The following is a 15,292-nucleotide window of genomic DNA, read 5'->3' as shown; positions in this document are numbered from 1 at the left end:
TGCCTTTGTTTCTGTCACATACCCTCTTTTTTCTTTCTGTACCTTTGTGTCAGTGTAAAACTATTAAAATTTAGAACAATGAAAGATGTAGAGAAAACGATTGGGAATCTGATTGATAAGCAAAAGATCGCATTTATCGGATCTGTTGATATAGAAGGCTTCCCCAATATTAAAGCAATGTTACAGCCCCGGAAGCGTGAAGGTATCCGGATTCTTTATTTTACCACCAATACCTCTTCTATACGTACCACTCAATACCTGAAGAACCAGCATGCTTGTGTCTACTTCTGTGACTCTCGCTTTTTTAGGGGAGTTATGCTGAAAGGTAAGATGGAAGTGCTTACAGATAATTCCACCAAAGAAATGATATGGAGAGAAGGCGATACGCTCTACTATCCGCTTGGCGTTACAGATCCGGACTATTGTGTACTGAAGTTTACCGCTATCACCGGCAGGCGTTATGGAAACTTCAGTTCGGAAGATTTTGAGGTAGAGTAGCTTGTTCTCAATCTTAGAAGCTGATTGAAAACAGTGCTTCTACCTGGAATTTTCCATAGTCGATCGGCTGGATCAGCCGTACGCCTGTCGTGAGCGGATAACTCATACGTAGCACATTCCAATCGAAAATAAGATCGCCTCCGTAAGAGCTTTGTGTGCTCCAGTTGCTTTTGCGACTGGCTTGGTTGCGTGACAAGTCATAAAAAAGATTTGCACGCAGCCTGCGTATGTAAATCAGTGAACTGATGCTCAGGTCGGGCGAAAGCAGGGGTAAAGCATAATCTGCTTTGAAGGCCCATTGTTGGCGGGTTTGATATTGGAAATGATATCCGCGAGGCTTTTCCAGCAGATGTTTGGGGAGATACAGTGATTTATTGTCAAGGTCTTGATATTGGTAACCCAAGCGGAGCATCAATCCGTGATTCCTGATGATACCCGGCCAATAGGTAGTCAGCCGGGCAGCGTACAGACTACCGAAATTCTCCTTATTGAACGGGGTTTTCAAGTATTGCAGCCGAAGCTGGTAACCGTTTCGGGGAAGGATGTCGCGTTGTGCTTTTCGTCTGTAATCATAAAATAGGATTTCCGGGAGAATGTATTGGAAGTTGCGATACTTTCCACTATGATACTCCTGATACTTATTGTTTGTGAAATAGTAAGTAAAAGCAGGCTGTATGCCTCGTATGCGTTGGTTACGTGTCAGGTTGAAAGGGAGGTAAACTCGCGCTTCCGCTTCTAGTAGATTGCGCCCGGGATAATATCCTTTGGTGATATCCTGACCTTTGTCATCTTTGGTCCAGCCGATATTGAAAGCCTTATCACCATAGTCGGCAGCAAGATTTATTATAGGAAACCAGCCCTGATAGGTGAATGACAGTTTACCGTGATGGTAGCCTTCGTCATAATACCAGCCGGCCTGCATGATGGCGGTGTTCAGTGTATTTTGTGACATAATGGTTGCTCCCGGCTTGACAATTGTACTTAAATCACTTGCACTGCTGTTCATTGCTTCGGCCACATCATAATAGAAAGGTGCCCAGCTGTGTATCTTGAAAGTATGTGTACCTTTATGATAGCGTTTGGGGGTGAAATCGATGCTATCCAGACGGGTAGAGTCAAGGTTGAACTGTTCTTGAGCAGCCAATGTTTTAACGAATGGCATCGGAGCAGGACGGGCTAAATCGGCCTTTTCAAATAGTAAGCTGTCAGTCGGCAACGCAGCAATCCGGTATCCGTCTGCTTGATAATCAGCAAAAAGCAGATGGTTGCCTGACTGGGAAAATGAAGGATCGAATGCACCGAAACGAGCGGCTGTCAGCCGATAAACCTGTTTGTCGGAGAGATGAAGACAGTAGATATTATTTGTGCCGTTGGCTCCCGACTCAAAAAAGAGTTTTCCGTCTTTCCAAATAGGAGAGGTGATGTTGGCCGAGGTGGTTTTTATCAACTCCTTCCACTCTCCGGACTGCGGATTGAATTCCAACAGACTGGTTCCCGAATCGGCTACGGCTATGGAGAAAATATCAAGGCCTTCTCCGAATGTGAGTTCTTTGATAAATGCGTTGTCAGGTACGTCGAAAGAGGATAGCTCTTTTCCCTTTTCTGCATTTATCAATACAAGTTGGTTTTTGCCTTCTACAGTGGGGCGGGAGACCGCAATGGTCTGACCGGACTTGTCGATAGCCGGGGCCAGATAACGTTGGCGCGGGGTGATTGTTTTTATCTGCTTTTTATCCAAATCATAATATTTCAGAACGGAATAGTTCTCGTGCGTCCAACGGAGCCCGGGAACCAATTCACTCCAGTAAATCCGGTTGTTCCGGAAGTTGAGACGACTATTGATACTTCCGATATAACTCAGATGCTTTTCTTTACCGTTGCTGATGGCTACCAGAGAGTTAATATCTTTCAGTCCGGATTTGACGGCAATAATTACACTGTCATTGATCGATTGGGGATATCGATAAGAGGTGTAGGCTTTTGAGGTAGAAGAAAGGTAGTCGGGCACAAGTGTACAGGTATCCTGTTTTTCCCATTCTTTCCGCAAGAAATCGAATGTGTCGTGCTGAAGCCGTTTGAAACTGCTTCCTGTGTAATGCTTGAATGAGCCTTCAAATAATAAATTCCGGACATAACGGCTGGTACTTTTATCCCAGATATCAGCTCCATAACGCTGGCGGGCATATGAAGCCATATCGTAGCCCAATGCATAATAAGTTCCTGTATAATTTTTGTAAGATCCCATTAACCACTTGTCGAAAGTATAAGGCTTTCCGCCTGCTAATAATTGGGCACGATAGATCATGTTGAATTCCGGAAGACGTCCCCGTCCGCCGTTTGACATGGCAGTTTCGGTGCTTACTGCATCTCCTTCGAGAAACCACACCGGAAGAAAAAAGGAGGCGACGCCGGCTGCCTGTTCACCTATTATATAATAAAGAGGTTTGAAGATACCATGCATCACCTTTCCGGTCTGGAATACGTGGCGCGACTCGTGCAATACCAGATGTTTATCCCAGCTTTGAGTACTTAGGTCCGAAGAAGGAGTTGTAATCAGTTCCATCCGTCTCGGTGCCCAGGAAACCATTCCGTTGGATTGCATGCTGGCCGGATGGAGAATGACCGGGAAACGGGCTTTGATCGGCTTTCCGATGGTCTTGGACATATGGGGATATACATTTTCAAGAAAGAGAGCATATCGATAGGCCATTGAATCATTTCCTTGCGGGTATACCAGATCATAGTGAGGCAGTTTCGCTATGTTCCATTTAAACCGGGCGGGATCCGACCCGTAATCCATGAATTGTGCATGAAGCCGGAGCGGTGCCAGCAGGCAAAGAAGCGAAAGAAACAGGTATTTGGATTGTAACATGAGCTGATTTTAAATAGTTATCTGTCGCAAAGCTATAAAAAAATCTCAGTCTGTTCTGTTAAATTCGTTTATACATCAAGAAATTAGTCATTTCTATGCCGTTCACATCGACCGTTTGTTCTTTTTCGGTGATATATCCGTGTTTTTCAAAAAAAGACCGGGCGGTGATACTTACTTCCGAGTGAACCGATACAGCGCGACAATTGCGGGCATGCTCTTCAGCTTTTCTCAACAGACTGGAAGCGATACCCCGATGCTGATATTGGGGATGGACGAACATGCTGTGCAGATACCCTTTAGGGTTGATAGAGGTGAATCCGGCTACTTGTGATTGTCTGATATCTTCTGCTAACAGAAAACATAAGTCACTTTGAAATAATTCCTGCCAACGTTGTTGAGTTCCTCGTCCGATCCATGTTTGAATTTGTAGGTGATTATAATCAGCGGAACAAGTGTTCTGTACGCTTTGTGTAAACACTGTTTGCAACAAACCCATATCTTGGATCCTTGCTTTTCGCAGCCGGACAGGAGGAATTTGCAAGTGTAAAACTGGAAATGGCTTTCCCGTTCCGTCCAACGCGTCGCGGCCTGTCACTTCAAATCCTTGATGTAGATAGAATCCTAATGCTGCCGTGTTTTGCTCATTTACGTCTACTTTATAAATGTGTTTTTCACGGATGGCGAATTCAACCAGTTCACTGCCATAGCCTTGTTCCTGGGCCTTAGGACTGACAAACAGCATTTCGATACAATCGGTGCTCAGTCCCATGAAGGCAGCGATGGTTCCCGAATCTTCACGGATGACATAAAGTTGTACTGCGGCAAAGTATTCGTTCCGGATCAAAGGTTTATAAAACTGTATATCCGTTTCGGTCAGGAAGTGGTGGGTAGTGCGAACTGCCTCCTCCCAAACCTGAAGAAGCTCGTCATACTCGTGTATGTTGGGTTGTTCTATCATTGGTTATTTGTTAAAAGTCAGCTTTCTTTTCAATATATATTCTTTGTCCGGACATCGGATGGGTAAATTCCAGACGTTCCGCATGTAAATAAAGCCTCTCCGCTCTCTTACCGTAGAGTTCATCGCCTGCGATGGGGCAATTCAGACCTGACGGATGGGCGGAGTGAACGCGTAACTGGTGTGTACGTCCCGTTTGCGGGAAGAAAGCGATACGGGTTCGTCCGTTTTTGCGATCTATTACGCGGTATCGGGTGACAGCCTTTTTACCTGATTCTCTGTCTGCTTTTTGTCTGGGTCTGTCAAGAAGATCCGGACAAATGGGAAGATCGATGGTTCCTTCGTCTGTCGGTAAGATACCTTCCAGCAGTGCTGTATACTGCTTTTTAATGCTGTGGCTTTCAAACTGCGCCTGTAAGTGCTGATGTACTTCTTTGGTTTTGGCTACCAACAACAATCCTGAAGTTGCCATGTCCAGTCGATGTACGATCATCGGTCCCGTAGCTTCAGGATAGCGGGCTCTGAGTAGACTGTAGGCGGACAGTTCTTCCGATTTTCCAGGTACGGAGAGTAGTCCTTCCGGTTTATGGATAACCAGAAGCCATTCGTCTTCAAAAAGAATCTCTATTTCCTTTGGCGGGGCAGGGGCTGTTGCCAAAGGATCCGGTTCGACATCCAGACCTTGTAACATGTGACGTAAAATGGGCCCGCATTTTCCTTTGCAGGACGGATAGTAATAACCGTGACGCCTGATTTCTGTTTTCGGTGATTCTCCCCACCAGAATTCGGCCATGGCAATGGGCTTCAATCCATTTAGGTAAGCATATTGCAATAGCTTGGGCGCGGCACATTCACCTGCTCCGGCAGGTGGTATCTGCTGAATGGTTTGTTCGAAGATAGCACACAAGTTCTTGCTTTCTCCCCTGGCATTCAAAAAGCTGAATTGATGGAATAGCTTTTGCTGCAATGCCGCCGAACGGTTTTTGCGTTCTGCTTTGAGAGATTCAATCTGCGATGAAATACTTTCCAGTTCTGCTTTCACTTCGGAAATTCGCTCTTTCCAATATCTTTCCAGACGTTTGAATTCTGCTTTCTGATATTGGCTTTCACGTATCATGGCAGCTTGTTCATCTTCATCCGGTTGCTGCTGCCGGCGCTGTTCCCGTTTTTCTTTTGCCGTTTTCAGAGTCTTTCTCGCTTCGGTCAATACCTGTTGTGATGAGGCTGTTTCTTTCGCCAGCCTTTGTTGGAGTTTCACATACCGGTCACTGTTTTGCAATTGTCCGATTCGGCGGTTAATAGCTGAGATCTGTTCTTCTTCTATCTTGAAGAAACCATCCGGTTGCAGCAAATCGTATATCGGTGGTACAAAGAAAGAGTGTGAATTGCTTCCGCACAAATTACCCGAAAAAGCAGCCAAATATCCCGTTTGTCCGTTAGAAGTACGGACTATCAATACGCCGAACATTTTTCCTTTGTCCAATTCTTCTTTCCATCTTGTCTGCTTATTTATGTAAGCCTGTACTTCTCCTGCTGCCATTACACATAACGGATGAGGAGTGTAATGGAAGGGATAAGTAAACAAGCGGGGCAATTCGATGCCGGCAATGGAGGTCTGGAAGGAATGAAACATGCTACTTTATTGGATTTAAACGGATTCTTGTGTGACGATTTTCAAGAGATCTTCGAAGGAGCTTACTTTATCATATTTAAGCTTTCCACCGTTTGTCTTCGCAAAATGTTTTTTGGCACATTCGATCTTTGCCTCTTCTATTTTCCGATCTTGCAGGGAGGAATCGCTGGCTTTGGTTTCGGCAATAAAATAAGGATACTTCGATAACTTTTGTTTGAAGACGATGGCCCAGTCCGGATGGTATTTTCCCATCGGAGTAGGGATATAGAAATTGCCGGGTAGCTTTACATAAGCTTCTATTTCGTCATTTTCTTCCAGTCTTTCCATGAATGTTTTTTCATTTTGGGAGTCGAATCTCACATGATCGTACAGATGTTTATCTGCTTTTATTGTGTTTACTCCTAAACGTCCCTGAATAGTTGTCCGGGTAAAGACCGATACATCATAGTACTGGTTGATTGGAGTATATTCGATATGTTTTACTATCAGACATGCTTTTTCTTCGTTAATCAGTTCCGAAGCCTTGATAATAAAATCCTCGGGGTTATTTTTGAATTGGCCGAATACATTCGGTTTTATCCGGGCGAGAATCTGAGCAACTGCCTGTCGGGTCAGATTGGTGGCGTCTGTGAGTTTACCGAGCAAATCATATTTTACTTGATCGTTTGCCATGGCATTTATCTTTTCATAGTGCGCCTGATTGGCATCTACCTTAAATGCCTCTCCCGAAATTAAAGCTGCTTTGGACTTGATTTTTTCCATTTGGCCCGTAATGACAGAAAGATAGAGCTGGGATACTCTTAACTTTTCATTTAAACTTTCGATCGCTCTCTCTACCAATTCTTTTTCGTCAAACTTTACGGTGTAGGTTGACTTACTGCATAGCAACTTTAACAATTCCTGAAGTTTGCTATTTTCAAGTTTATCTTTCGACAACCGAAGATTTATCTTACTTTTCCTTGCATCGTTCGGCTGCATCTCCCTTGGATTATAGATAGAGGCCAGGATGGTCATGATAGACGCCTTATAATCGGTGAGCTCGTCGTCGAAAATCACTTCTCCCTGTTTACGGTCTTCATAGAATTTGTCTGTTAGTTCTCCTTTCTTGATGTACTTGTTTTCAAGTAAAGAGTCGTAGATACTTTGTGCTATATCTTCGGTGGCTATGATGGTTTCACCGTTGGGCAATCGGAGCGACTGGTCCTTGAATAATTGGATGGTTACTTTCTGTGGACGGTCGGCTATGGCTTCCGCCATTTCTGTCTGTAAGCCTTTGGCAAACGATTCATACGATTCACTGGCTATCACGGTCAGTAGGTTGACACGATGCACTTCTTCGCCTAAAACGTTGACGTCCATGCGATCTCCCTGCCCGTTTACACAGAGGCGCAGCCCGCGTCCCACTTCCTGACGCTTGCGTACCTCTGCCGAACTTTGTTTCAGGGTACAGATCTGAAAGACATTCGGGTTGTCCCATCCTTCCCGCAGAGCGGAATGTGAGAAAATAAAGCGAATCGGCTCTTTCCGGTCAAGCAGACGTTCTTTATTCTTCATAATCAAATCGTAAGCATCTTCATCTGCCGATTCTTTGGTTCCCCGCTCGGTTTTACTGTCAATCAGTTTTCCTTTTTTATCTTTGGAGAAGTACCCTTCGTGAGCTTTCGATGCCACGGTCGATTTCAGGTAATCGATATATTCCGGCTGATTGAATAACGAAAGATCCAGGTGCTTTATGATATCGGTATATTCCTGTTCGAAAATCTCGGCATATTCTCCCTTTCCGTCCGGGTTATACCGGCGGTATTTGGCTACTTCATCGATGAAGAAAAGGGAGAGAACTTTGATGTCTTTCTCAAACAGTTCCTGTTCTTTTTCTATGTGTGACAAGATGGTTTCCCGTATCTGGATACGTCGTAGTTGAGTTTCGTTGACGCTACCCGCTACGTCACCTGCATAAAGTTTGATGCCGTTCCGGAAGGTGACGGAGTCTTCAACGCCGTTGATATCTGTAATTACATAGTCGTTTCGGTATTCTTCCAGATGGTTTGATTTAGCATACAAGTCATCATTTATTTTCAGAGCTCGTACTACCTGATTCACTGCTTTGGTTCTTTTTACTTCGAATCCGATATTGGCAGTCGGGTTTTTGTCCGGATACAGGTTCAAACCTTCCAGATAAACGAATCCTTCAGTAGCTGTTGTCCCACTGATAGAGATACCCTTGACAGCGATCTTCTTAACCAGTTGCAGGTTGTAAGCTTCCATCGCGTCCAGGCGATAGACCAGGTTATAGAGTTCGCGGTGTGTAGCCGAATAACGCAGTGTGAACAGGGGATTGAATCGTTTCAATCCCTCTTTTGTTTTGGCTCCTTCTACCGACTGAGGTTCGTCGATAATCAGTATCGGGTTCATCTGCGCAATCACATCGATGGGACAGTTGCCGCCAAAATCATCCAGCTTCATGTAGATGCGGCGGGCATCTTTGTTCGTTGCATTGAACTTCTGTGAATTGATGATCATTACATGGATTCTGCTGTCTGTGACAAATGCGTTCAATTCACCCAACTGTTTGGAGTCGTAGATGAAATAAGACAGAGGGGTGCTGTAATCCGAGGCAAAGTGTTCCTTCATAATCTCCAGGCTTTTGTGGACTCCTTCGCGGATGGCAACACTGGGTACGACAATGATGAACTTGCACCAACCGTAGCGTTTGTTCAGTTCGAAGATGGTTTTGATGTAGGTATATGTTTTGCCAACTCCTGTCTCCATCTCGATGGTGAGATTGTATTTCCCTTCCAACGCTTCCGACGGTTTGATTTGTTGGGCACGCTGGATATCCTGGATATGTTTCAGAACGATCTCATCTGTGAGTTGGGGTACGACAGGGTGGTTACGGAATCCTGTAAACCTTTCGTAACTGGTCTGTCCGTCTTTCTTCCGGGTCTCTACTTGATAGTCGAGCATCTTGTATGGCTGCCCGGCAAAGACATCACATACCGCTTTTGCTGCGTCTTCCTGAAACTTTTGATGTTTGAATTTTAATTTCATTTCTGTATCTTCCTTCTCTGTTTAAAGAATCTCGATCATAGTACCGGGAGATAACGTTTTAAATATCTCGTCTATGTTGATGCGATCGGCACTATCCCTGAACGAGGCATCCCGGAAAACAACTCGGCGTGGTTGCCTACCGGCTATTTCACGGAAGACTTCTTCGGGAATCTGTTCTGCGAAACATGCCATTAATTCGGTCTTGTCGACAGAATAAACCGTATATCCATTTATATCCTCTTCATCGTGTGGGAGTGACAGGGATAGTCCCAGGTTGGTCAGGCAACCATAAAGCAGATCGAGTCCGGTACGGTCTTCTTTGATATTGTCTGTGAAATAAAACAAATCACTTTGTGAATATTCCCCTGCACTGTAATATACGTCTTTCATATTGCTGTCGGCAATCCGAAAAACACGGAAACCGATGTCCGGGCGGTTCTTTAATTTAAGTTGGTTACATTCCGCCTCAATTGTGTCTCCGGCACGTCGAATACGTTCTTTGGACAGTTCGCAGATGTTCAATGCTTTATGCTTTTCCGTGAGGAAGTCGATCGCATTTTGCATGATCTCTTTTTCACTGGGAGTCTTGGCCTTTTTTATTGTTTCAGTCACATCTTCCGGCAGTTGCACGAGAATGTACTTCACCTTGTTTTTACGTGGTTTCATGTTCATCCGCATAACCGCTTCGGCAGTAGTGCCACTACCTGAGAAGAAGTCCATTACAATACAATCTTTGTTTTTGGTGTCGATAAACTCACATAAATATTGAATCAGACTGACAGGTTTCGGAAAGTTGAACACTTTCTTATCAAAGAACTGTAGTTGATGGTTACCGGCCTGTTCATTGGTTTCAACTCCTACTTTGTAATTGATCAGGTTGGGCGGGACTTCCGGATCATATTCCAGCTTTTCGTACGAAGGACTTAACTTGAGAGTCGGTATTTTAATAGTTGTTCCTTTTTTTATCTCTTTGTCCAGATTTGCTTGGCTCCATTTGAATTTGGCTTTCAGCTTGACGGGAGTTGTAAACAGTCCGTCACGTACGGTGGTATCTTCCAGTAATTCCACGTCATACGCATCTGTTCCGTACATGCCCGCTTTGATCACTCCGTCGGGGATGGAAGTAACTACTTTGTTGGCCGGGAAAGTTAGAATGCCGACGGAATTCGGTTGATTCAACAGACCGTTTGAACTGACCGACTCCTTCTTCAGACCCTGGAATTTCATGTCGTTTTTCTTCTTCTGATAGCAGACGATGTATTCGATGATTTGCTTGCTTTTTTTCGAGAGATTTTCCGGAGTTTCCGTCTTTGCCCAATTAAATACATCGATGAAATTAGAAGCATTGAATACTTCATTGCCTATTTTAATCAGATTTGCCAGTTCGTGATCATCAATGGAAATGAAAATGATGCCATTATCATTTAACAGGGTACGGGCAAGCATCAGCCGGGCATACATCATGCTACACCAATCGGAGTGAAACTTTCCGTTAGCCTCCGTATTCTGAAACAATCGTTGTCCTTCTTCATTATATCTTCCCTGTTTCTCGTCGGATTCTTCCTGTGAAAGAGCGAATGTATCATTGAAGATAAAGTCTTTACCCGTGTTGTAAGGCGGATCGATATAGATAACGTCTACCTTTCCTGCATAACTCTTTTTCAGGAGTTTCATTGCGTCCAGATTGTCTCCCTCGATGTATAGGTTTTGGGTCTGTTCCCAATTCCTGCTCTCTTCCGGGCAGGGACGCAATGTTTTGCGGATAGGATGCGCCGCCTCTCTTATCGCCTGCTTCTTGCCCACCCATGTTAATTCGTAACGTTCGTCGTCATCATATACCACTCCCATTTCTGCTTGGTTGGCTGTAAGGAGGAATTTCAGTTTATCAAAGTCGATAGCTTTATGTAGTTGTCCGTCCTTACCCATCGATTCAGTGACTACGTTTGGGAAGAGTTCGGCTATTTTATTCAGGCTGTCCTCTGCGATACTCACAGATTCCATTTTTAGCTTTTCCATATATGATTTCATTTTTGTCCTGCAAAGTTAAGATTTTCATTCTGATTGGCTAATTTCCTCTATAAATAATGTGTGTTTAATGAAGTAACCTATCGATATCACGAACCGGTTGTTAGCTTACGTAACAAGGCAAGTGCTTTATCTTGCTGACCGGATAGTCTTATGTTCTAATCATCAATCGAAAAACACCCTCATGTTTTTCGATTGATGATTAGGAGGAAATGGGCATAGGGTGTGAAGGTGTTTCTTGAATTATAGGAAGCAAGTGTTTTTTACTTGTATTTATTTTCATAGAATATGCCTTTTCTGAATACTTTTGCCTATTTTTGCGTATTCAATCTATTGACAGAATGGAGTAATATTTAGTTGAAATTTTATAGTAAAAATCATGAAGAACGCAATTGGTAATTGTAAGCAGCGAAAAGCAGTGCTCTTCGCTCTCGCTTTGCCTCTGATGTTTTCCGGTTCGCCTATGCAGGCTATGCATCGGTCCGAAATCGTTAGAGAAGTGACACAACAAAACTTGAAGATCGTTAGTGCAAAGAAAATCAATCCGACTACGATTGAAGTACTGTTCTCTAATAACCAGAGAATGACATTCGATTTCTACGGAGAGAACATCTTCAGAGTATTTCAGGACAATGATGGAGGAATCATCCGTGATCCGGAAGCGAAACCTGAAGCACAAATTCTGGTAAATAATCCCAGAAACACAGTCTCTACGCTTGACTTAAATGATGGCGGCAATCTCCTTTCTATCACTACGGGGAAAATCAAGGTGGAAATCGATAAGAATACCTCTTTGATGAAAGTGATTGACTTGGAAAAGAATACCGTAGCTTTTGAAGAAGCCGAACCGGTACTTTTTGATAAAGGAAAAGTTACTGTAACTCTGAAAGAGAACCCCAACGAATATTTCTATGGCGGCGGTGTGCAGAACGGACGTTTTTCGCACAAAGGAAAAGCAATTAATATTGTAAACGAAAATAGCTGGACAGACGGTGGAGTAGCTTCACCCACACCTTTCTATTGGTCTACTAACGGCTATGGTATGATGTGGTATACTTTCAAACCGGGTAAATATGATTTCGGTGCGGAAGAAAAAGGTAAAGTGAAGCTTATGCACGATTCTCCTTACCTTGATGTATTCTATATGGTTAGTGATGGTGCCGTAGGGATTCTGAATGACTTTTATCAATTGACCGGTAATCCGGTGCTGTTGCCTAAGTTTGGTTTCTATCAGGGCCACTTGAATGCTTATAACCGTGACTACTGGAAGGAAGACGAAAAAGGAATCTTGTTCGAAGACGGAAAACGCTATAAGGAAAGCCAGAAAGATAATGGTGGAATCAAGGAATCATTGAACGGAGAAAAGAATAATTATCAGTTCTCGGCCCGTGCAGTGATTGATCGCTATAAGAATCATGACATGCCTTTGGGCTGGTTGCTGCCAAACGACGGATATGGTGCCGGATACGGACAGACCGAAACCCTTGACGGAAACATCCAGAATCTGAAAAGTCTGGGCGACTATGCTCGTAAGAATGGTGTCGAAATCGGTTTGTGGACACAGTCTGACTTGCATCCGAAAGAAGGTGTGAGTGCGTTGCTGCAAAGAGATATTGTGAAGGAAGTGAGAGATGCCGGTGTGCGTGTATTGAAAACAGACGTTGCATGGGTAGGCTGGGGATATTCCTTCGGACTGAATGGTGTGGCAGACGTAGGTCATATTATGCCTTATTACGGAGATGATGCCCGTCCGTTCATTATTTCACTCGATGGTTGGGCCGGTACACAACGATATGCCGGAATCTGGTCGGGCGACCAGACAGGCGGTGTATGGGAGTACATCCGTTTTCACATCCCGACTTATATCGGTTCAGGTCTGTCAGGTCAGCCTAACATCTCTTCGGATATGGATGGTATCTTTGGCGGCAAGAATATGATTGTCAACACCAGAGACTTCCAGTGGAAAACTTTCACTCCGATGCAGCTGAATATGGATGGATGGGGATCGAACGAAAAATATCCGCATGCTTTGGGCGAACCTGCCACTTCTATTAATCGCTGGTATCTGAAACTGAAATCGGAATTGATGCCTTATACTTATAGTTTTGCGAAAGAAGCTGTAACCGGAATGCCGCTTATTCGTGCTATGTTCCTGGAATATCCGAATGCTTATACTCTGGGTACAGCCACGCAGTATCAGTTTATGTATGGTACCGACTTCCTGGTAGCACCTATCTATAAAGCTACAAAAGCAGATGCTGAAGGGAATGATATCCGTGACGGTATTTATCTGCCTGAAGGAGAATGGATCGATTATTTCACCGGAGAAAAATATCAGGGTAACTGTGTACTCAACAACTTTGCTGCTCCTCTCTGGAAACTTCCGGTATTTGTGAAGAACGGAGCTATTATCCCGATGACCAATCCTAACAATAACGTTGCTGAAATCAACAAAGGACTTCGTATCTACGAGATCTATCCGTATAAGCACATGATGACTGTTGAATATGATGATGACGGTGTATCGGAAGCATATAAGGATGGTAAAGGTGCCACAACTTTCATTGAGTCAAATGTTGATTCGAAAAACAATGTGAAGATTTCTATTCGTCCTACGCAGGGTGATTTCGACGGTTTTGTAAAAGAAAAAGCTACTGAGTTTAGAGTAAACGTTACTGCCAAACCAAAGAAAGTTTCTGCTCAGGTGGGTAAAAGCAAAGTGAAGTTGATCGAAGTGGCCTCTATGGATGATTTCCAGAAAGGCGAGAATGTATACTTTTATGATGCTGCTCCTAATCTGAATAAATTTGCTACGAAAGGCAGTGAATTTGAAAAGAAGGTAATCACTAAGAATCCTCAGCTTCTTGTGAAGTTGGCTGCTACTGACATTACTAAAAATCAGGTTGTGATGAATATCGAAGGCTTCCAGTATGCGCCTGCCGATAATTACAGAGTTACGTCCGGTTCGCTGACTGCTCCTGCAGCTCAGATTACTGCCGAGAATATTGAAGCTTATACTTTGAAACCTACATGGAGCAAAGTGCCGAATGCCGATTTCTATGAAATAGAGTTCAATGGCATGTTGTATACAACAATTAAGGATACTGAGTTGCTGTTTGACGGGCTGGCTGCTGAAACCGACTACGCATTCAAGATCCGTGCCGTAAACAAGGATGGCTATTCGGATTGGGCTGAATTCAGCGCTAAGACAAAAGCTAACCCGCTGGAATTTGCTCTTCACGGAATCAAGGGTGAAACAACTGCGAAGAATCAGGAAGGATTTGATATCGATCGTTTGTTCGACTTTGCCGAATTGGGTGATATGTGGCATACGAAGTATGGAGCGAAAGCGCTGCCATATGATATGATTATCGACTTGAGAACTGTGAACCAGTTGGATAAATTCGAATACCTGCCACGTACCGACGGTGGTAACGGAACGATTCTGAAAGGTACTGTATATTACAGTATGGATAAAGAGAATTGGACTGAGGCCGGAGCAATCGACTGGAAACGTAATGGTGATGTGAAAGTATTTACATTTACTGAGCGCCCGACTGCACGCTATATCAAACTGGCTGTAACGGAAGGTGTGAACAATTATGGTTCGGGTAGAGAATTGTATGTGTTTAAAGTTCCTGGAACAGAGAGCCGTTTGCAGGGTGATATCAATAATGACGGTAAGATCGATAATAACGATTTAACTTCGTATACTAACTATACCGGTCTGAGAAAAGGTGATTCCGACTATGAAGGCTATATCAGCGTAGGTGATATCGACCAGAATGGTTTGATCGATGCTTATGACATTTCTGTTGTGGCAACACAATTGGAAGATGGTGTCAGCGATGAACCGATTGAGAAACTGGATGGCACTATTGAGATCAGTACGGCTAAACGAAATTACAGTAAAGGTGATGTGGTTGAAGTGCTTGTAAAAGGTATCAACCTCCGTTCTGTAAATGCCTTGAGTTTTGCGTTGCCATACAATCAGCAAGATTATGAATTTGTAGGTGTCGAACCTTTGAACCTTAAAGCAATGGAAAATCTGACTTACGACAGACTCCATACCAATGGTACAAAAGCACTCTATCCTACATTCGTTAACCTTGGAGCTAAAGAAGCCCTTGAAGGAACAAACGATCTGTTTATTCTGAAGCTGAAAGCGAAACGTGCCGTGAAGTTTGATCTGAAAGCTATTGATGGCGTTTTGGTCGACAAGAACCTGAACACACGTAAGTTTTAAACTTGTGTAAGAATA

7 protein-coding genes are annotated in these 15,292 nt (G+C 43.7%); 2 read left to right on the top strand and 5 right to left on the bottom strand.

Annotated elements, in window-relative coordinates:
* The first annotated feature begins 78 nt into the window (after positions 1-78).
* Positions 79-498 carry a pyridoxamine 5'-phosphate oxidase family protein gene (locus tag JZY04_RS11040; RefSeq protein ID WP_122143604.1) on the top strand — a complete coding sequence of 140 codons (420 nt, stop codon included), beginning with the start codon at positions 79-81 and terminating at the stop codon, positions 496-498.
* Between the two features lie 13 nt (positions 499-511).
* On the opposite strand, the gene JZY04_RS11035 is transcribed toward JZY04_RS11040, so the two are convergent.
* Genes JZY04_RS11035 through JZY04_RS11015 form a run of 5 tightly spaced genes read right to left on the bottom strand, consistent with a single transcriptional unit; the run spans position 512 to position 11,022 of the window.
* Complete coding sequence (locus tag JZY04_RS11035; RefSeq protein WP_122143603.1) at positions 512-3,370, bottom strand: hypothetical protein; 2,859 nt, start codon at positions 3,368-3,370, stop codon at positions 512-514.
* 58 nt (positions 3,371-3,428) lie between these two features.
* On the bottom strand, positions 3,429-4,328 hold the full coding sequence (locus JZY04_RS11030; protein WP_122143602.1) for a GNAT family N-acetyltransferase: 900 nt from the start codon (positions 4,326-4,328) through the stop codon (positions 3,429-3,431).
* Positions 4,329-4,338: 10 nt separating this feature from the next.
* Entirely contained in the window at positions 4,339-5,958 is a 1,620-nt protein-coding gene (locus JZY04_RS11025; RefSeq protein WP_122143601.1) for an RluA family pseudouridine synthase, read from the bottom strand.
* Positions 5,959-5,973: 15 nt separating this feature from the next.
* Positions 5,974-9,006, bottom strand: coding sequence for a type III restriction-modification system endonuclease (locus JZY04_RS11020; RefSeq protein WP_122143600.1), 3,033 nt, complete (start codon positions 9,004-9,006; stop codon positions 5,974-5,976).
* A 21-nt stretch (positions 9,007-9,027) separates the two neighbouring features.
* A complete protein-coding gene (locus JZY04_RS11015; protein WP_181996534.1) occupies positions 9,028-11,022 on the bottom strand; it encodes a site-specific DNA-methyltransferase in 1,995 nt (664 codons plus the stop codon).
* 388 nt (positions 11,023-11,410) lie between these two features.
* Between JZY04_RS11015 and JZY04_RS11010 the strand changes: the two genes are divergently transcribed.
* Positions 11,411-15,277: a TIM-barrel domain-containing protein gene (locus tag JZY04_RS11010; protein ID WP_122143598.1), complete on the top strand. Its 3,867-nt coding sequence runs from the start codon at positions 11,411-11,413 to the stop codon at positions 15,275-15,277.
* The last annotated feature ends 15 nt before the right edge of the window (positions 15,278-15,292 follow it).

It is taken from the genome of Bacteroides sp. 11BF (assembly GCF_019633765.1).
GTDB classification, from domain to species: Bacteria; Bacteroidota; Bacteroidia; order Bacteroidales; family Bacteroidaceae; genus Bacteroides; species Bacteroides hominis.
The sequence above is the reverse complement of the archived record's forward strand: the minus strand, read 5'-3'. Positions and strand labels throughout refer to the sequence as shown.